This is a genomic window from Citrobacter sp. JUb117, assembly GCF_024809055.1.
Taxonomy (GTDB): Bacteria; Pseudomonadota; Gammaproteobacteria; order Enterobacterales; family Enterobacteriaceae; genus Citrobacter; species Citrobacter gillenii.
In genome coordinates, this window is sequence record NZ_JANUFB010000004.1 from 68358 (window position 1) to 87904 (window position 19547).

Consider the following 19547-nt stretch of genomic DNA (forward strand, 5'->3'; position numbering starts at 1 on the left):
GATATCAGCATCCAGAAGAGATAAGGGAACTATGCTTTTTCGTCGATCATTATTGTGTACAGCTATTTATATTGCACTCCAGTCTCCAGTAATGGCAGAAGAAGCATCTCCAGTTTTAGCGGATGATGTTGAATTTAACGATCAATTTCTCTTCAATACTGGCTCAAACATCGACGTAAGTCGTTATTCAAAAGGCAACCCAGTCCCACCGGGTACCTATAAAACGCAGATCCTGCTGAATGGTCAGCGTAAATTGCTGGGCGATTTTACCTTCAACGATAATGGCACGCCACGCGCTACGCCCTGCTTCACTAGCAAGTTATTGACGCAAATTGGCGTCAAAACAGCAGGGATGGATCTCGAGTCTGCTGAATGTGTCGATCTTGCCAAACAGTTCCCGCAGTCCTCATGGAATTATGATATCGGCACTCAGGAACTGTCACTCTCCATGCCGCAGATTTACGTCCTCAAAAACCCTAACGGATACGTCGATCCTTCGTTATGGCAGGATGGTATTCCGGTGGCAATGTTTTCTTATGATCTCAACAGCTGGCATTCGGAAAACAGCGGTAGCAGCTCTGACTCGGCCTATGCCGGATTAAAATACGGTGCCAATTTTGGCGCATGGCATCTGCGTGCCAGAGGTAACGCGAACTGGGACAAAGACAACGGCAGCGAATACTCTAGCCAGGATATTTATCTACAGCGTGATATCACGGCATTGCGCTCGCAGTTTCTGGTTGGCGACTCCTTTACCCGCGGTGATGCCTTTGATTCCTTCAGCCTGCGCGGCGTTCGTTTTTATAACGATGACCGTATGCTCCCCGGCGGGGCGTCAACCTTCGCCCCGGAAATTCGCGGCGTGGCAAAAAGCAACGCCAAGGTCACGATTAAGCAAAGCGGCAGTAAAATTTATGAAACCACGGTGCCGCCCGGCCCCTTCGCTATCAACGATCTCAGTACCACCGGCTATGGCAGCAACCTGGATGTTTCTATTGAAGAAGCCGACGGCAGCGTGCGCACCTTCTCGGTGCCCTACTCCTCCGTCACACAGATGCTGCGTCCTGGCTATGGTCGCTGGGACGTTGGCGCAGGCGAACTGCACGACAATGGCTTAAAAGAGAAGCCTCGACTGGGCTACGCCAGCGGCTACTACGGCCTGAATAATACCTTCACCGTTTACACCGGTGCTCAGTACATGGACGTCGGCTATTACGCTGGCTTGCTGGGTATCGCCACCAATACGCCAGTGGGTGCCTTCGCTTTTGACGTTACGCACTCAAATACATCGGTCGACGATCTGGACACCCTCACCGGGCAGAGCTATCGCATCACCTGGAGTAAGCTGATTGAAGATTCGCAAACGTCTTTCAACATTGCCGCCTACCGTTTCTCGACTGAAAACTACATGTCGCTGCGCGATGCCGCCACGCTAAACGATAACGTGAAGCACAACGGATCGGATGCAAACAATGAGTTCAGCAATTTCCAGCGCATGAAAAACCAGTTCCAAATCAATATCAGCCAGCCGGTCTCTCTGTGGGATTCCAGCAACGGGAACCTGTATGTGAACGGGAGTTGGGAGGACTACTGGAACAAGTCGTCATCGACCTCGCAATACAGCATCGGCTACAGCGATTCCTTCTCGTGGGCCAGCTACAGCCTTTCCGTACAGCGCACCTATAACGAATACGGTGATAAAGACGACAGCGTTTACTTAAGTCTGAGTATTCCGCTGGAAAACCTGTTCGGTCGTAACAAAAGGCCGCTCGGTTTTTCCACCGTCAACATGAGCGTCAACAGTGATCTGAAGTCGAACAATAACTTCGCCACCAGCGCCAACGGTAACACTGACGACTATCGCTTTAACTATAGCGTTAACACCAGCGCCAGCCGTAGTGACAGCGGCTCAATTAACCAGGTTGGCGGCTACGGTAGCTACAACAGCTCACTGGGGCCACTCAGCGTGTCGGCTTCCGCATCCGACGATAACAGCCGTCAATATTCATTAAGTTACAGCGGCGGCATGTTGCTGCACTCCGGCGGCCTGACGCTGGCGCCGAACAGCATCGGCGATACCGACACGCTGGCACTGGTTCACGCTTCGGGTGCCAAAGGTGCGCGCTTAACCAATGGCGACGGCGAAATTAACCGCTTTGGCTATGCCATCCAGCCTTATCTGTCCGCTTACCGGGAAAATAATGTAGGCATCAATATCGACAAAATGGAACACGACGTCGAGGTGAAAAATACCAGCTCCGTGGTAATTCCGCGCAGCGGCGCCGTGGTACGAGTGGATTTCGAAACCGATGAAGGACGTTCACTGCTGCTGGAGTTGCAACGTACCGATAACGGTTTTATCCCGCTCGGCGCGGACGTGCAAAACGAGAAGGGTGAATCTATCGGGACCGTCGGGCAGGCCGGTATGGCGTACGTTCGCGGTGTCGTTGATAGCGGAAAACTGCTTGTCATCTGGGGCAGCGGCAGCGACGGACGCTGCACCGTCAACTATCAGCTCGATAGCGAGAAAGCTGAACAGAAAGTTGGCCTTACCCGTCTACTGAGTAACCAACGTTGCCAGATGTAATGGCATTATTTTTACAGGGATTATGAAGATAATGAGACTGAAAAAACTCTACCTACTGGGCTGTAGCGGACTGCTGTTCGCAACCGCATACCCAACCCAGGCGACATCGCTGGATGTCACCTTTACCGCAACGCTACGCGAAACCACCTGTGATATGGCTATCGAAGGCGGCAGTGGTACTGGTCAAAATAACACCATTCCCATTGGCTCGGGCGGAACCGTTAGCCTCGATAAGATTGCCAACGGCGACAGTTCAGCCCAAGCGACTTTTAAGCTGAAAATCACCGAATGCCCGGACAGCTTACAAGGGCTAAAAACCACCATCACGGGTACGCCGTCTAGCTATGCTAACTACATTATTGTCAACGGTTCGGGGAAGGCGGATGCCGCAAGCTTCCTCGGTCTCACTATCGCCAGGGTTTCTGCAACCGATGCGCCTTTCACCATTAACGCCACTGCCGATACAGGCCGGATAGTCTGGAGCAGCGCGGAAATCAGTGCGAAAGAGGTGCCGTTAGTCGCCACATTAGCGGAAACCCGCACGGGTCAAGGTACCACCGGTGACTTTAGCGCCGTGGCGACCTTCAACTTCACCTACGAATAATCATCAGAAAAGGGATCTCTTGATGAAAAAATTATCATTTCTGGGCGGCGTTGCCGGTGCAGTGCTTTTCTCCGCTCACTCTTTTGCCGCAATAACCGGTACCAGCAGCGTTTCGGCAACCTTTACCACGACCGTCTCAGCAGGTACCTGTACGGCACAAATTCAGAACAGCGGTGGTCAGGCTATCAGTACGTTGGATTTCGGCGAGGTCTTTAAGTCAGATCTGGTCGCACAAAGCCGCAGCGAGCCGTTCAAAGTGGCCTTTACCGACTGCGCGGGCGTCAAAACCGCCAGCTATCAGGTCGTCTCCGGTACCGGGGGCGGGTGTTCAGGGCCAAGCACTAATGGAGATTCATTCTCTGCTGGTAACGCCACCGGTTTTGAAGTCTGGCAAGGCATAGCCGGAACAGGAACGCTGCTAAGCTGCAATACCAAACCCGCGCAAAAGCTCACCATAAGCGGCAGTACGCTCGATGTTGCTTTCGCCTCCCGTATTGTTATCGCCAAGGATAGAACGATTTCTAACGTCACGACAGGCAGCGTCAGCGCGCCGGTCACGTTTGTTGTCACCTATCAGTAAACCTAGAGGAGTAGAGCCGTCATGCCATTAAACATCCAAATACTCTCTTCACTAGGGAGAGCACTACTGATAATGGGAGTGACTGGCGGACTCTACACTGCCCCCTGCTTTGCGGATGAGGACGCGGGAGGTCTGGACGTCACCCTCACGGCTAACGTCGTGGAGAACACTTGCCAGATCTCCCTCTCCGATAACGGATTGGTACATTTACCTATCGTTTCAAGGAGTTGGTTTTACAACGGCGACGGCACAACACGCCTGCAACCGGGCGATGCCGACAGCGGCACGCAGTTTAGCGTCAACGTCGAAAGCTGCGCTGATGATACGACAACGGTTAACGCAATGGTGTTCCGCTTTCAGCCGCAAAACGGCACCTGGCCTGCCGAGAGCCAGCAGGTATTTATCAACGACACCCCCGCGGCCACTGGCGGAGCGGAAAACGTCGGTATCGTGATTTTCTCCAGCAGCGATAACCGTAACGTCGTCAATAGCGACGGCAGTTCATCCGTCGCCATTGATGTTTCAACATCAGCCAACTATCTGACCCGTTACGACTTTTACGCCCGCTACCAGAATACCGGCATCGTGAGCGCCGGAAAGATCACCAGCCATGTGCTGGTTGATGCTATTTATCAATAATCAAGGAAGATGACATGATTAAATATCTACTACTCCCGGTAACGCTATTGGCCCTGAATTTTAATGCCAGCGCAAGCACAGAATGCCGCCTCTCACAGAGTGGCAAAAGTGGCACTATGGCGCTGAATGGCGGAGGGACAAACCCAATTTCATTTCACTATGTGAGCGACGACGTCCCAAGCTCCACCTATGAACTCACCTATTTTGATCCCTCGCTTGACCGTGATCTCTGGACCTATTGCAATAACGGAAAGGACGGCGTGGCATTTTATATGAATACCACCGAAGCCTCGAGGGTCAGTATGGCCGATGGCAGAGCGCTTTATCCTACCAATGTCGACGGTATTTACTATGCGGTAAAAATGTACAGCACCGGCGGAGGCGGCGGTTATTTTCCGTCGTCTAATGGAGGCTCGTGGGTCATGGTCGACAGCGGCAGCATAAGCTACTGGGACAGCAAGCAAATGAAAGCTACCGTAACGCTATACCAGGGTAGCGGGTTTGCTGGAAACCTTAACAACGTCAGCGCAATTACGCCAAAAGATTCACGCACGCTGGGGCAAATTCGCATCGGCACCGCAGATTCTGATGATAACAACCCGTGGACCATCAACGTTACGCCGACCAGCTTTAGCGTGCCGGTTTACGCAGCAACCTGCACCGCGGTATCGGCTAATAACGGCACCAACAACGTTGATTTTGGCGAGATCATGATGTCATCACTCAGAGATCTCTACTGGCCTTCTCAGAACTTTACGTTACAGATGAAGTACTGTACCAACACCGTGTGGATGCGTTTTAAACTGACTTCAACGGCCAGTACCACCACTGATATGGGCTATATGCTCCTCAAAAATACGCTGAGTGGCAGCACTGCGGCGAAAGGGATTGGCGTTTACGTGCAAACCAATGCACTAACTCGCGACGGTGAAAATACCTTTAAACCTGGCGCTGAAATCTGGAGCCCAATGACGAGCGTCGCGAATAACGCCTCCTACAACCTGCCCTTTTACGCTAGTATTTACCCACTCAATGACGGTAGCACAATAACCACCGGCGAATTTAAAGCCATCGGCACCTTCACCATCGACTACTTTTGATTACCCCTGCGGCTGGTTACTGACCAGCCGCGACATCGTCTCTAGCGAATCCGTTCTTAAAATATAAAGCCTTTTCAATAAGAACGGATTATCCCCCGGTTTCACCTTCCCTTTCACCGTCGTCACCGCTAAGTGAAACCCCGCCTCTCCTGCCGCTGTCACCGCCGTAGCGTTATAACTGCCAAAGGGGTATGAGAGGTACAGCACATGCGGATTAAACTGCGCCAGCGCGCGCCGCGAACGGGCAAAATCAAACAGGATATTATGATGGCTACGACTCAGCAGGATCGGCCGACGGTAACCATCTACCCGATGTAAAAAATGGGTATGTGACTGAAAGTCAAACACATCCCTGATGCCATTCAATTCGGAGACGCTCATAAACTGCAGCGATTTTGGATCCCACTTTTGCGGATGCCGCTTAATACGCGATGAGATAATAAACGCCGTTGCTTTCATCCCATACTGCTTCAGCACCGGATACGCATAGCGGCTGACCGACTTCAGGCCATCGTCAAAGGTTACTACCACCGCGCGCGCGGGCAGATTAGCGCGGTTACGCACGTAGTCTTCTAACTGGTACATCGTCAGCGTGGTGTAGCCCATATCACGCAGCCAGGTCATCTGGTTGCTGAAAGCACGTACGGAAGTGGTCGTCGAGGTATGGCGAAAACGGGTGTTCTCTTCATCACGCAGAATGTGATGGTAAGTCAGCACCGGGATCCCATTATCGGTCTGAGCATCTAAGGCGCTGATATAAGCCAGCCGGTCGCCAATACGGATTTGAAACCACGTCTGGTTCAGCCTGTCTTTCAGCTTGTTTATTATGGGATAGCGCAGATTGTCCGCCAGCACGCCAAACGGCGCACTCCCGGCGTCGGGGGCGTTATAAACCGGCGTATCTTTCCAGGTGATCAGGTTCTGATTGCTCAGGGGCTTATTGAGATCGCCCAGTCCATCTTCGACCTTCTGTCGCCCCTGAACGCGCTCCAGATGGCCTTTATCGATAAATCCCTTACCGAAGCCAAAGGTAAACGCGTAATAGTCTTCGCCACCGGGAATGACCGAGAGGATCTGGCCCGCACGAATATTCCCTACCGTCACCATTTTATTGCCAACCTGTGCCCAGACAGCAGCATCTTCAGTGGTTTGCATATAGCGCGCAGGCAACGCCGCAACCGCAAAACCAGAAAACAGGAACATCAGAATAAGCAGAGCACGCATAACCATATGGAATAACCGAGGCGAAAAACCTCGGTTATTGTAGCAAAAGCATCATCAATACCAATGCTTAATACTCATACAAATCATGCTTCAACACAAAGGGGGGATTTTTCTGTTGCTGATGCCACAGGCTGGTGACATCAGGACCGCCGAGGGAAACAATTTGATTGCGAAACGCCGCGCTGCTCATCGATTCTCGCGACAAAAGCATTCGCTCAAGCAATGGATACGTCACGCCTGAGATCACTTCACACTGGGAATGTTTATGGCTCATCAATGCCGCCGCGCGATAAGGCGCAGCACCTGGAATATCCGTCAGGAATATCACACCCTCGCCAGAATCGGTGTCATGCAGGGCATCGCACATCATCCGACTTAACATATTTGAACTCAGTCCACGCCAAAACCCTACCGCCCGGCATTGCGCCTGCGGGCCGAACTTTTTTTCCAGACGATGCAGCATATCCTGTGCCGTATCGTCATGACAGGTAATCACCCAACCTAACATTGCCTACCTCCTTAGCAGACAAGTAGTTTATCAGGGTGATAAATACATAACGGTGATAAACATCAAAAGTCTTCCTCTCCCGGTCCGGGAGAGGAAGAAAGAATCAGCTACGTAACCCACGTCCGCGTTGAATCAGATACCAGCAGAGTAAATAAAAGGCGGCAATAAACACCACCAGCACGCCAAAGGTCGTGACCAGCGGTACATCATGAATGCCGAGGAAACCGTAGCGGAAACCACTGATCATGTAGACAATCGGGTTCAGGTGCGACAGTCCCTGCCAGAACGGTGGCAGCAGCGTTAGCGAGTAGAACACGCCGCCCAGATAGGTCAGCGGTGTCAGCACAAAGGTCGGGATCAGGCTGATATCGTCAAAGGTTTTGGCAAAAACCGCATTCAGCAATCCGGCCAGCGAGAACAGGACCGCCGTCAGCACCAGCGTAAGCGCCACAAAGACCCACGAATGTACCTGAAACGGCACAAAGAACAGGGAGATAGCGGTCACCAGAATACCTACGCACAGCCCGCGCGCCACGCCACCACCGACAAAACCGGTAATAATGACGTGCGTCGGTACCGGCGCGACCAGCAGTTCTTCAATGTTGCGTTGAAACTTGGCGCTGAAAAATGACGACGCGACGTTGGCGTACGAATTGGTAATGACAGCCATCATAATCAGCCCCGGTACGATGAACTGCATATAGCTAAAGCCGTGCATTTCGCCGATGCGTGAGCCAATCAAATTACCGAAGATAATAAAATACAGCGTCATGGTAATGACCGGTGGGACCAGCGTCTGGATCCAGATCCGCATAAAACGGTGGATCTCTTTCGCCCAGATGCTTTTCAGTGCGACCCAGTAAAGCTGCATCATGTGCGATCTCCTTGTTTGTCATGCACCAGAGAAACAAACAGCTCCTCCAGTCGGTTCGCCTTGTTACGCATACTCAATACCTGAACGCCCTGGGCGCTCAGCTGGGAAAACACGCTGTTTACCCCCTGCTCTCTCAGCACTTCGACTTCCAGCGTGGAAGTATCAACCAGACGGTATTGATAGCCCTCCAGTTTGGGCAACGGGCTTTTCGCTGCTAAATCGAGAATAAAGGTCTCGGATTTCAGTTTGGAAAGCAGGTTTTTCATCGACGTATTCTCCACCAGCTCACCATGCTGAATAATACCGATATTACGGCACAGCATTTCCGCCTCTTCGAGGTAGTGGGTGGTCAGAATAATCGTCGTGCCTTTGTCGTTTAAATCTTTTAAAAATCCCCACATTGAACGACGCAGTTCGATATCAACGCCCGCCGTCGGTTCATCGAGGATCAGCAGCTTCGGCTCATGCATCAAGGCACGGGCGATCATCAAACGTCGCTTCATACCGCCGGACAGCATACGCGCCCGTTCGTTACGCTTTTCCCACAGATCGAGCTGTTTTAGATAAATTTCGCTGCGTTTTACCGCCTCTTTATACTCAACGCCGTAATAGCCCGCCTGGTTCACCACGATCTGCTGCACGGTTTCAAACGGGTTAAAGTTAAACTCCTGCGGCACGAGCCCAAGCTGGCGTTTAGCGTTAACCGTATCTTTTTCAAGATCGTAGCCAAAGACGCTCACCCGCCCTGAGGATTTGTTCACCAGCGAGCTGATAATCCCGATGGTGGTGGACTTTCCTGCGCCGTTAGGACCTAAAAGCGCATAAAAATCACCCGCTTCGACTTGCAAATCTATGCCGCGTAGCGCCTGAACGCCACCGGGATAAGTCTTTTTAAGTTGTTGAAGTTCCAGAGCAATGGTCATGGTTTTTTACTTACCTTACATTCTAATACTTGATATTTGGTTTTAATAAATCAGGAGTTACCCTATATTAGCGCAACGCAATTTACTGGGTTACAGCCTCCATGAAAGACATAGATACACTTATCAGCAACAATGCACTATGGTCAAAGATGCTGATAGAAGAGGACCCCGGATTTTTTGAAACGCTGACGCATGCGCAGAATCCGCGCTTTCTATGGATTGGATGCTCCGATAGCCGCGTTCCCGCGGAACGTTTAACCGGTCTTGAACCGGGCGAATTATTTGTTCACCGTAATGTTGCCAATCTGGTAATTCATACCGATCTGAACTGCCTCTCAGTGGTTCAGTATGCGGTTGATGTGCTGGAAGTGGAACACATTATTATTTGTGGGCACTACGGTTGCGGTGGCGTACAGGCCGCCATTGAAAACACAGAATTGGGACTGATTGATAACTGGTTGCTGCATATCCGCGATATCTGGTTTAAACACAGCTCACTGCTCGGGGAAATGCCGCCGGAGCGTCGTATTGATACACTGTGCGAGTTGAATGTCATGGAGCAGGTCTACAACCTGGGCCACTCCACCATCATGCGTTCAGCCTGGAAGCGTGGTCAGAAGGTCACTATTCACGGATGGGCCTACGGTATTCATGATGGCCTACTTCGCGATCTGGACGTGACCGCCACCAGCCGTGAATCCCTAGAACAGCGCTACCGACAGGGGCTGTCGAACCTCAGCCAAAAGCACAGTAACCATAAGTAACTCAACATTGCCGGGGGGCGGCTACGCCTTACCCGGCCTACAAAACGCTCACCATCAGGCACGTTCGCAGTTTTACTCGTCCAGCAGTACCACTTTGCCAACATACGGCAGATGGCGATAACGCTGGGCGTAGTCAATGCCATAACCGACAACAAACTCATCCGGAATGGAAAAGCCGATAAATTCGACTGGAACATTCACTTCACGACGGGAGGGTTTGTCCAGCAGCGTACAAATAGCCAGAGATTTCGGCTCGCGCAGGCTGAGGATTTCACGCACTTTTGACAGCGTGTTACCGGAGTCGATGATATCTTCGACAATCAGTACATCTTTACCACGAATGTCTTCATCCAGGTCTTTGAGGATTTTAACATCACGGGTAGTCGACATGCCGCTGCCGTAGCTTGAGGCAGTCATGAAGTCGACTTCGTGGGAGACATGCACTTCACGGCACAGGTCTGCCATAAACATAAATGAGCCGCGTAACAGACCAACCAGCACCATGTCACTGCCGCTGTCCTTGTAACGTTCGTTAATCTGACGCCCGAGTTCAGCAATGCGCGCTTTGATCTCCGCTTCCGGGATCATGACTTCTACAGTATGTTTCATATCTCTAACCATATGATTTAAAAACAAATCACTCAATGCTCACTCTTAATAAGACAGCATCTAAGCGCAAGGTACGAAGTATACCAGTAAAAGCCTTTATTCGCGGCATCTGTTGTCCTATGACGGTATCTTTACCCCACACCAGAACAGAGAACATGGGTCTTCCCTGGCCGCCCTGGGCAAGACTCAATAAAAATACCCGCTATTTACTGCGGGTACTTTATTGCTCTCAGATTTTTGACAACAATCACTTATCAAATTTAAGCGACATTAACGATGCTTTCGCCACATCCTGATATTGTTCAACCAAATCTTTGGTCATATTAAAAGCGACCTGCACGGCTTTATCTTTTTCCGACGTTACCAGCATCATATTCAGGATTTCGGTATCCGGCGCCTGGGAGCGGAAGGTAATCAGCCAGGCTTTATGCCCATCCACGGTCACGGCTTCCGCCTGCGGTTTGAAGTTAGTCAGCATTTTTAGCATCGCATCTTTCGCTTGATCCAACTGTGATGCGGGCAACGCGCTGCGCCCGGCGGTCATCCCTAAAGAGGCCTTGCCACGCTCGTCGCCATAAATAACCTGCGGACGATTTTCCGAAGGGTATTTAATTTTCGCCATTTCGTCGGACATTGGCGTCAGCGTTTGCGGAATTTCGATACTCAAATTGAGCTGCGGGATATTCTGGCGTTGCATTTTCATTTCGGCATGCGCTGAAATCGCCACCATCATGACAAAAGATGCGGTGAGTACCTTGCGGAAAAGATCCATTCTAACCTCATGATTTATTATTAATCATATCAGTATATCCGCCGCGCTAATGAATGAAACGGTAAATGCCTATTTTAAGAACATCCTGTTTTACCGGATGGCAAAAATGCCATCCGGTCATTTTGTTACACGGTAAAGCCGAGCATCATGCCGGTGTCTTCATGCTCTAACAGATGGCAGTGCGCCATATAGGCATGCTCTTTCGGTGCATCGTGATCAAACTTCACTAATACTTCGCTGACGCCGCCTTCAACACGAACAGTATCCTTCCAGCCCGCACGATGCGCGGCCGGTGCTTTACCGTTCTCAGACAGAATGCGGAATTGGGTGCCGTGAATATGGAACGGATGCAGCATCATGTCGCCCTGCCCGGAAATCACCCAGCGTTCGTGCTGACCTTTCGTCGCGGCAAACATCGGTTTATTCATATCAAATGCCTGGCCATTAATGCGGTTGGCATTATGGAAATCGAACGTCCCGCCGTGGTCCATGCTGCCCATATTGCCGTGATTCATATTACCGTGATTCATGTTGCCATGATTCATTTTACCGTGGCCCATCTCGCCATTATTCATATGCCCCATCATCTGCCCATGCCCCATGCCTGCCATGGCCTGGTCGCCATATTTCTGCATCAGCATCTGCATGCCCATCATGTCGAGCATCGGGTCCATAGACAGCTGCAGCCTGCGCACCGTCAGTCCTTCCAGTGAAGGCAAGGCTGGCAGGGTGGTCAACGTGTCCGGCAGCGTACCGGAAGCGGTGATACGCAACGGCTGAATGCGCATCACCGGATGCGGCTTATCAAAGGGCGCAATCGCCATCCCCATCTGACTCACCGGCAGCGTGACCAGATCAAAGGCTTTGCCATCGCTGATATCCACCAGCACTTCAAACCGTTCGCCCATCAGCATGGGCAGCTCGGAGACTTTCACCGGCTCTGCCAACAGTCCGCCGTCGCTGGCAATGACGTAAAGTGGACGGTTGTCGCTGGCCGCCACGTTAAGTGAGCGGGCGTTACAGCCATTCAGCAAACGCAGACGCAGCCAACCGCGCGGCGCGGCATGCTGCGGATACATCGCCCCGTTAGTCAGCAGCGTATCGCCAAACCACCCGACGGCGGCTGTCATCGTATCCAGCTGATAGTTAATTTGTCCGTCTGCGGAGAACTGTTTGTCCTGAATAATCACCGGAACATCATCAATGCCCCACTGTTTCGGCAACAGCAGTTTGTGGATGTCCTCATCTTCAATCAGCACCAGTCCGGCCAGCCCCATCGCCACCTGACGACCGGTTTTGCCGTGCTGATGTGGGTGGAACCAGCAGGTCGCTGCCCGTTGTTCGGGCGTGAAGGTCACAGAACGTTTCCCGCCCGCCTGAATAACCCCTTGCGGTCCGCCATCGACGTCGCCGGGAATTTCCAGGCCGTGCCAGTGCAGCGTCGTCTCTTCGGCCAGCTGATTATGGATATCAACGGTGACCGCTTTACCTTTCTGCAGTTTCAGCGCCGGTCCCAGTAAATTACCGTTATATCCCCAGGTGGTCGCGGTTTTACCTGCAAAGGTCGACTGCCCGGCTTGAACGATCAACTGTATACGATCGGCAGCATCTGTCGTTAACAGGTCAGGGATAGGTAACGCAGGACGCTCAGCAGCGAAAACCGAACGGCTCCAGAGAGGTAACGCTGACGCGACGCCCAGCGCCACGGAGTACTTTAAAAAGTCACGACGTTGCATAATCACTTCCTTATATTCAGCAGCTTAAGCAGGCTATCTTTTAAGCATAAGCCTTCCCCTTACGGGAAGGTCAAGTGAACCGCTGATAATAAAGGTCGTCGCTTCGCTCGCAGTGTGCTAACGTTTAAATTCCGTGATGCAGTGGTAGAAGCAATGAAGACGTTTTTCAGAACAATTTTGTTCGGTAGCCTGATGGCCGTATGCGCAAATAGCTACGCGCTCAGCGAGTCCGAAGCCGAAGATATGGCCGATTTAACGGCAGTGTTTGTCTTTCTGAAAAATGACTGTGGATACCAGAATTTGCCCAATGGGCAGATCCGTCGCGCACTGGTCTTTTTTGCCCAGCAGAACCAGTGGGACCTCAGTAATTACGACACCTTCGACATGAAATCACTCGGTGAAGACAGCTATCGCGATTTAAGCGGTATCGGGATCCCGGTTGCCAAAAAGTGCAAAGCGCTGGCGCGTGACTCCCTGAGCCTGTTGGCCTACGTTAAATAATGTGATGCCGGATGGCGCTTGCGCTTATCCGGCCTACAAAATACATCCGACGGCAATCATTATTTCTGCTGAACAAACTCGCGGTATGCCGCCACCACCTGCAGGAAATCTTCGACGCCGCACAGAGACAAACTCTCTTCGTCGTAGTAGTTCATCCCTTCTTCCATTTCGTCGCCCGTAAACTCCAGTTGATTGGCACGCACCATCACTTCTTCGCCATCCAGCCAGAGCGTGTACTCATGCCCTGCCCGCTGCCAGGAACGCTCACTGCCTTTTACCGCACGCGCTGCCTGTTCCACTTCATCCAGTAAGGCCAGGTTCTCTTTCACTTCTTCATTAAACCAGTGCCCTACCACTTCGTGGCCCATGGACATTCGCACTTTTACCACTCCGGTAATATCGCGCAGAAATTCGTAATCCATAATGTGTTCCTCTGCTCCCGGCAGTGCGCCAATACCGCACTGCACCTTGCTGTAATTATCGCAGCAGCGCGGCAGAAAAAAAGCGTAACGGGTATAAGGAATAGAAATAAAAATGCCCGAAGAAGCTGACCTCTCCGGGCATTGATGCGTTTTTGTGCAAAATCCGCTAGCGAATTATACCGCCGTCTGGAAAATCACGCTGTCCGCTTTCTCGGTGTACTGAGAGAGCTGGTCAAAGTTCAGATAACGGTAGGTATCCACGGCGGTTTTATCCACCTGGGCAACATAGGTCTGATACTCTTCCGCCGTTGGCAGCTTGCCAATCAGCGCCGCCACGGCCGCCAGTTCCGCAGACGCCAGATAAACGTTCGCGCCGGTACCTAAACGGTTCGGGAAGTTACGCGTTGACGTTGACACCACGGTCGCACCGTCGGCCACACGCGCCTGGTTACCCATGCACAGTGAACAGCCCGGGATCTCAATACGCGCCCCGCTCTTACCAAAGACGCTGTAATAGCCCTCTTCGGTCAGCTGTGCGGCATCCATACGGGTTGGCGGTGCCACCCACAGACGGGTCGGCAGCTGGCCTTTATGCGCATCCAGCAGCTTACCTGCGGCACGGAAGTGACCAATGTTGGTCATGCAGGAACCGATGAACACTTCGTCGATCTTCTCACCCTGCACGTCAGACAGCAGACGCGCGTCGTCAGGATCGTTCGGCGCACACAGGATTGGCTCCTTGATATCCGCCAGATCGATGTCGATCACTGCCGCATAGTCTGCGTCAGCGTCGGCTTCCAGCAGCTGTGGATCTGCCAACCATTTTTCCATGCCCTGGATACGACGTTCCAGCGTACGACGGTCACCGTAACCTTCGGCGATCATCCATTTGAGCAGGACGATGTTAGATGTCAGGTACTCAACGATCGGCTCTTTGTTCAGCTTAATGGTACAGCCAGCAGCAGAACGCTCAGCGGACGCATCGGTCAGTTCAAATGCCTGCTCGACTTTCAGATCCGGCAGGCCTTCGATTTCCAGGATGCGGCCGGAGAAGATGTTTTTCTTACCTTTCTTCTCAACGGTCAGCAGGCCCTGCTTGATCGCGTACAGCGGGATCGCATGGACCAGATCGCGCAGGGTGATACCCGGCTGCATTTTGCCTTTGAAGCGCACCAGCACTGACTCCGGCATGTCCAGTGGCATCACGCCGGTTGCAGCGGCAAACGCTACCAGACCAGAACCCGCCGGGAAGGAAATACCGATCGGGAAACGGGTATGCGAGTCACCACCGGTACCGACGGTATCCGGCAGCAGCATGCGGTTCAGCCACGAGTGAATAACACCATCGCCCGGACGCAGCGAGACGCCGCCACGGTTCATGATGAAGTCAGGCAGCGTGTGGTGCGTGGTCACGTCAACCGGCTTCGGATAGGCAGCGGTATGACAGAACGACTGCATCACCAGATCTGCGGAGAAGCCCAGGCACGCCAGGTCTTTCAGTTCATCACGGGTCATGGGACCGGTGGTGTCCTGAGAGCCTACAGAGGTCATTTTCGGTTCGCAGTAAGCACCCGGACGAATACCGGTAACGCCGCAGGCACGCCCGACCATTTTCTGTGCCAGCGAGTAGCCGCGGTTGCTTTCCGCCACGTCTTTCGCCTGACGGAATACGTCGCTGTGCGGCAGACCCAGCGCTTCACGCGCTTTGGTGGTCAGGCCGCGACCGATGATCAGCGGAATACGGCCACCGGCGCGTACCTCGTCAATCAGCACATCGGTTTTCAGCTCAAAGGTCGCCAGCAGTTCATTGGTTTCATGGTTACGCACTTCACCTTTGAGTGGGTAAACGTCAATCACGTCGCCCATGTTCAGGTTGTTTACGTCCACTTCAATCGGCAGCGCGCCTGCATCTTCCATGGTGTTGAAGAAGATTGGCGCAATTTTACCACCGAGGCACAGACCACCGCCGCGCTTGTTCGGCACGTTCGGGATGTCATCGCCCATGAACCACAGTACGGAGTTGGTCGCAGATTTACGTGAAGAACCGGTGCCGACAACGTCGCCAACGTAGGCCAGTGGGTAGCCTTTCTTCTGCAGTTCTTCAATCTGTTTGATCGGACCAACGGCACCCGGTTGATCCGGCTCAATGCCTTCGCGGGCGTTTTTCAACATCGCCAGCGCGTGCAGCGGGATATCCGGACGCGACCATGCATCCGGAGCCGGAGACAGGTCGTCGGTATTGGTTTCGCCGGTCACTTTGAACACGGTAACGGTCATTTTCTCAGCGAGTGCTGGACGGTTCAGGAACCATTCGGCATCGGCCCAGGACTGCATTACCTGCTTCGCGTAGGCGTTGCCCGCTTTGGCTTTTTCTTCTACGTCATAGAAGTTATCGAACATCAGCAGCGTTGAAGAGAGCGCTTTGGCAGCAATCGGCGCCAGTTTCGCATCGTCCAGCGCGTCAATCAGCGGATGAATGTTGTATCCGCCTTGCATGGTGCCCAGCAGTTCAATGGCTTTCTCGGGTGTCACCAGCGGAGACATAGTGTCGCCTTTCGCGACGGCAGCAAGAAAACCCGCTTTAACATAAGCGGCTTCATCTACGCCAGGAGGAACGCGGTTGATCAACAGGTCTAACAGGAATTCTTCTTCGCCCACAGGCGGGGTCTTCAGCAGCTCGACAAGTGCGGCCATTTGGGTTGCGTCTAACGGTTTTGGCACAATCCCTAAGGCGGCACGCTCAGCTACGTGCTTACGGTATTCTTCTAGCACGACGGTATCTCCTCGCTCTCATTGTCATATGCGGTAGGCGATTCTCTTCACGCTCCTGTGAGACAGCAGTTTGTAGGGTAAATGCCCGGTACCGCATAAGGCACAATAACAGGATTTTCACTAAGTGTTAATCCGTTTACAAAAAAGCAACATAAAAAATTGGCTGAATCGTTAAGAATGGTATAGCAAGGAGGCGAGGCAAATTTGTGTCCCCTCCCACTCTCTTAAAGCGATTGATTTAAAACGGCGGCATCAGAATATTTCTACGCGTTTTCAGGCATCAGATATAATTGTGTAATAAATGTTCACACTCTTTTTCCGGACATACCGGGGGGTTACCCAATAAAAGTCAAAACTGTAAAACACGGGTGAATAATACTCGCGGCAACAGAAACGCCTTACGGCACAGCGCTTGTCTCGTTGGAGTCATTTTATGAAGTTGCCCTTTAAGCCACATCTGCTCGTCCTTCTGTGCAGTGCCGGGCTGTTTGCCGCCTCTGGCGTGATGTTCGTCAAAAGTCGCGCAACGGAACCCGTTGCACCGGCCCCTGTCGCACAACAACCTTCAGCACCTGCTCCAGCACCCGTAGCTGCACCTGCCGTGCAATCCGCGCCTGCTGTCGCACCAACATACACTGCCGCACAAATCGATCAGTGGGTTGCGCCAGTCGCGCTGTACCCGGATGCATTGCTGTCGCAAATTTTGATGGCGGCGACCTACCCGGCCAACGTTATCCAGGCCGCGCAGTGGTCTAAAGACAATCCTAAAATGCAGGGTGACGCCGCTATTCAGGCCGTTGCCGGACAGCCCTGGGACCCTAGCGTAAAATCACTGGTCGCGTTTCCTCAGTTGATGTCACTGTTAGGTGAAAATCCGCCGTGGGTACAAAGCCTGGGTGATGCTTTCCTCGCGCAGCCGCAAGACGTGATGGATTCGGTTCAACGCCTGCGCGCACTGGCGCAGCAAACCGGGGCATTACAATCAACGCCTCAGCAGACGGTTACCACCGTAACAAAGCCTGCACCGACGAAAACCGACACCAGTCAGTCGACAACCCATACCACGACCACCACCACAACAAGCCCAACGGTTATCAAAATTGAATCCGCCGATCCACAGGTGGTTTACGTTCCGACCTATAACCCAAATACGGTGTACGGCACCTGGCCAAACACCGCCTATCCGCCCACCTATCTGCCGCCATCGCCCGGTGAGCAATTTGGCAGCAGCTTCGTTAACGGTTTAGGCTTCAGTCTGGGGGTAGCGACAACCTATGCCATCTTCAGCAACATCGACTGGGATGACGACGACGACTGGGACCACCACCATAATAATGATGACTGGGATAATCATGGCGGTTATAACCGCAACGGCGATAACAACATCAATATCAACGTTGATAACTTCAATAAAATCAGTGGTCAACGGCTGACTGACGCCAACCGTACCTGGCAGCATAACCCGGCCTATCGTGAGGGCGTGCCCTATGCGAATAACCAGCTCAATAACCGCTTCCACGCCACAAACACGGCAACCGGGCTCAGTGCGACCCAGCAAAACCCGCAAAGAGCGGTCAACCGCGATAGCCAGCGTCAGGCAGCCATGAGTCAGATGGAGAAATCGACGGGTAAAACGCTTTCTCAGACCGCGCGCCCGGGAACGAAAGATGCTCAGCGCCAGGCATCAAATCAACAGTTGAAGCAGATTTCTCAGCGCAACAACTACCGTGGCTACGACACCAAACCACAAACCGCGAAACGGACAAGCACGCAACAACGAGAGACTCGCCAGACGACCGTGCAGAGACAGGAGAAACGGGTTTCGCAACCTGCACAGCAACGCAACGTGCAACAGCGGAATACTCAACAGCGCACTAGTCAGCCGCGCGCCAATGCGCTGAGCGGTAACGATAGTCGCTCAGGCAGCTGGCAAGCACAGCAACAGCGAGGCGCTCAGAGCAGGGAAATATCCCGCAACCAACCATCGCGCCAGGCATCCGGCGGGCGCACTGAACACCGTGAACTCCGTCATCGTTAAGGGAACCGACATGAAAATGAAATTACTCAGTGGAATGGTGTTGTTCATGGTTTCGGCCACCGCGATGGCACAGCAATCTTTCAGTACACCAGACCAGGCAACCGACGCACTGGCCAGCGCGATAGGTGAACAAAATGAAAGTGCGATGAACAACCTGCTTGGAGAAGACTGGCGCGATTTTCTGCCGCCAGAAGGTGTCGATCCTGATGCCGTTGATCGCTTCTTGCGTGACTGGAAGGTCCATCATAATACCGTCGTCGAGGGCAATACCGCGCACCTTGTTGTCGGGGACAGCGGCTGGCAGTTGCCAATCCCGGTGATCAAAACCACATCCGGCTGGCAATTTGATATGCAGCAAGCCGCCGAAGAGATCCAGACTCGCGAAATTGGCCGCAACGAACTCGCCGCCATCGAGGCATTACACGCCTATGTAGATGCTCAGCAGAGCTATTTTGCGATGAACCAGAAGTATGCGCAGAAGGTTGTCAGCACGGAAGGGAAAAAGGATGGCCTGTACTGGCCCGTTGCACCAGGCGAAGCGCCAAGCCCTCTGGGACCGGCCTTCAGCCCGCAAGAGCCTGGCACGGGTTATCACGGTTATCGTTTCCGCATCCTTCCCGACAAAACCAGTGGCTTTGCGATGGTGGCCTGGCCCGTCAGCTACGGTCATACGGGCGTGATGAGCTTTATGATTAACGGCGATGACACCGTCTACCAGGCAGATCTTGGTGAAGCATCACAAGAAAAAGCGCAGGCGCTGACCACCTACGCCCCGGATAAAAACTGGCAACCCGTCACGCAGTAAAACGGGGAAAAACCTAAGGCCGGGTCAGCGCGAGTGCTACCCAGCAGGTTATCTGAGATTACAGGTCGTTACAGGCAAAAAAAACGCCT

The 19547-nt window shown here is 52.7% G+C and carries 18 protein-coding genes; 9 read left to right on the forward strand and 9 right to left on the reverse strand.

Annotation, left to right across the window (positions count from 1 at the left end; translation table 11 throughout):
• Positions 1 to 31 precede the first annotated feature (31 nt).
• The 5 genes from M2374_RS10340 (at position 32) to M2374_RS10360 (ending at position 5510) form a co-directional block, all read left to right on the forward strand.
• Positions 32 to 2587, forward strand: a complete 2556-nt coding sequence (locus tag M2374_RS10340) for an outer membrane usher protein (protein ID WP_181517523.1) — start codon at positions 32 to 34, stop codon at positions 2585 to 2587.
• A 22-nt stretch (positions 2588 to 2609) separates the two neighbouring features.
• Complete coding sequence (locus M2374_RS10345) at positions 2610 to 3191, forward strand: fimbrial protein (protein ID WP_181490567.1); 582 nt, start codon at positions 2610 to 2612, stop codon at positions 3189 to 3191.
• Between the two features lie 22 nt (positions 3192 to 3213).
• Positions 3214 to 3771: a fimbrial protein gene (locus M2374_RS10350; RefSeq protein WP_181490568.1), complete on the forward strand. Its 558-nt coding sequence runs from the start codon at positions 3214 to 3216 to the stop codon at positions 3769 to 3771.
• Positions 3772 to 3843: 72 nt separating this feature from the next.
• Entirely contained in the window at positions 3844 to 4410 is a 567-nt protein-coding gene (locus M2374_RS10355; RefSeq protein WP_117342301.1) for a fimbrial-like protein, read from the forward strand.
• A 14-nt stretch (positions 4411 to 4424) separates the two neighbouring features.
• Positions 4425 to 5510: a fimbrial protein gene (locus M2374_RS10360; protein ID WP_181688463.1), complete on the forward strand. Its 1086-nt coding sequence runs from the start codon at positions 4425 to 4427 to the stop codon at positions 5508 to 5510.
• Here the strand turns inward: M2374_RS10360 and M2374_RS10365 are convergent, their stop codons facing one another.
• The 4 genes from M2374_RS10365 to M2374_RS10380 form a co-directional block, all read right to left on the reverse strand.
• Positions 5511 to 6740: a polysaccharide deacetylase family protein gene (locus tag M2374_RS10365; protein ID WP_096758266.1), complete on the reverse strand. Its 1230-nt coding sequence runs from the start codon at positions 6738 to 6740 to the stop codon at positions 5511 to 5513. It lies immediately after the preceding gene.
• A 61-nt stretch (positions 6741 to 6801) separates the two neighbouring features.
• Positions 6802 to 7242 carry a PTS sugar transporter subunit IIA gene (locus M2374_RS10370; RefSeq protein ID WP_117342304.1) on the reverse strand — a complete coding sequence of 147 codons (441 nt, stop codon included), beginning with the start codon at positions 7240 to 7242 and terminating at the stop codon, positions 6802 to 6804.
• Between the two features lie 103 nt (positions 7243 to 7345).
• The gene (locus tag M2374_RS10375) at positions 7346 to 8116 is read right to left on the reverse strand and encodes an ABC transporter permease (RefSeq protein WP_096758268.1); all 771 of its coding nucleotides are present in this window, start codon (positions 8114 to 8116) and stop codon (positions 7346 to 7348) included.
• Entirely contained in the window at positions 8113 to 9039 is a 927-nt protein-coding gene (locus M2374_RS10380; RefSeq protein WP_096758269.1) for an ABC transporter ATP-binding protein, read from the reverse strand. Before M2374_RS10380 ends, M2374_RS10375 begins: the two co-directional genes overlap by 4 nt.
• Positions 9040 to 9140: 101 nt before the next feature.
• Between M2374_RS10380 and can the strand changes: the two genes are divergently transcribed.
• The gene (can, locus tag M2374_RS10385; protein WP_096758270.1) at positions 9141 to 9803 is read left to right on the forward strand and encodes a carbonate dehydratase; all 663 of its coding nucleotides are present in this window, start codon (positions 9141 to 9143) and stop codon (positions 9801 to 9803) included.
• 72 nt (positions 9804 to 9875) lie between these two features.
• On the opposite strand, the gene hpt is transcribed toward can, so the two are convergent.
• The 3 genes from hpt to cueO all read right to left on the reverse strand — a co-directional run bounded on the left by hpt (position 9876) and on the right by cueO (position 12920).
• On the reverse strand, positions 9876 to 10412 hold the full coding sequence (hpt, locus tag M2374_RS10390) for a hypoxanthine phosphoribosyltransferase (protein ID WP_003018658.1): 537 nt from the start codon (positions 10410 to 10412) through the stop codon (positions 9876 to 9878).
• 247 nt (positions 10413 to 10659) lie between these two features.
• Positions 10660 to 11184: a hypothetical protein gene (locus tag M2374_RS10395; RefSeq protein WP_096758271.1), complete on the reverse strand. Its 525-nt coding sequence runs from the start codon at positions 11182 to 11184 to the stop codon at positions 10660 to 10662.
• 125 nt (positions 11185 to 11309) lie between these two features.
• Positions 11310 to 12920, reverse strand: a complete 1611-nt coding sequence (gene cueO / locus M2374_RS10400) for a multicopper oxidase CueO (RefSeq protein WP_259154725.1) — start codon at positions 12918 to 12920, stop codon at positions 11310 to 11312.
• A gap of 153 nt (positions 12921 to 13073) precedes the next feature.
• Here cueO and M2374_RS10405 point away from each other — a divergent pair, with 153 nt between their 5' ends.
• A complete protein-coding gene (locus M2374_RS10405) occupies positions 13074 to 13421 on the forward strand; it encodes a YacC family pilotin-like protein (protein WP_096758273.1) in 348 nt (115 codons plus the stop codon).
• Between the two features lie 59 nt (positions 13422 to 13480).
• Here the strand turns inward: M2374_RS10405 and yacL are convergent, their stop codons facing one another.
• Positions 13481 to 13843, reverse strand: a complete 363-nt coding sequence (gene yacL / locus M2374_RS10410) for a protein YacL (RefSeq protein WP_096758276.1) — start codon at positions 13841 to 13843, stop codon at positions 13481 to 13483.
• 174 nt (positions 13844 to 14017) lie between these two features.
• Complete coding sequence (gene acnB / locus M2374_RS10415) at positions 14018 to 16615, reverse strand: bifunctional aconitate hydratase 2/2-methylisocitrate dehydratase (RefSeq protein ID WP_181218885.1); 2598 nt, start codon at positions 16613 to 16615, stop codon at positions 14018 to 14020.
• 433 nt (positions 16616 to 17048) lie between these two features.
• Here acnB and M2374_RS10420 point away from each other — a divergent pair, with 433 nt between their 5' ends.
• Together M2374_RS10420 and M2374_RS10425 are read left to right on the forward strand one after the other, a co-directional pair.
• Positions 17049 to 18653: a DUF3300 domain-containing protein gene (locus tag M2374_RS10420; RefSeq protein WP_181688466.1), complete on the forward strand. Its 1605-nt coding sequence runs from the start codon at positions 17049 to 17051 to the stop codon at positions 18651 to 18653.
• A gap of 10 nt (positions 18654 to 18663) precedes the next feature.
• On the forward strand, positions 18664 to 19458 hold the full coding sequence (locus M2374_RS10425; RefSeq protein WP_181490586.1) for a DUF2950 family protein: 795 nt from the start codon (positions 18664 to 18666) through the stop codon (positions 19456 to 19458).
• The last annotated feature ends 89 nt before the right edge of the window (positions 19459 to 19547 follow it).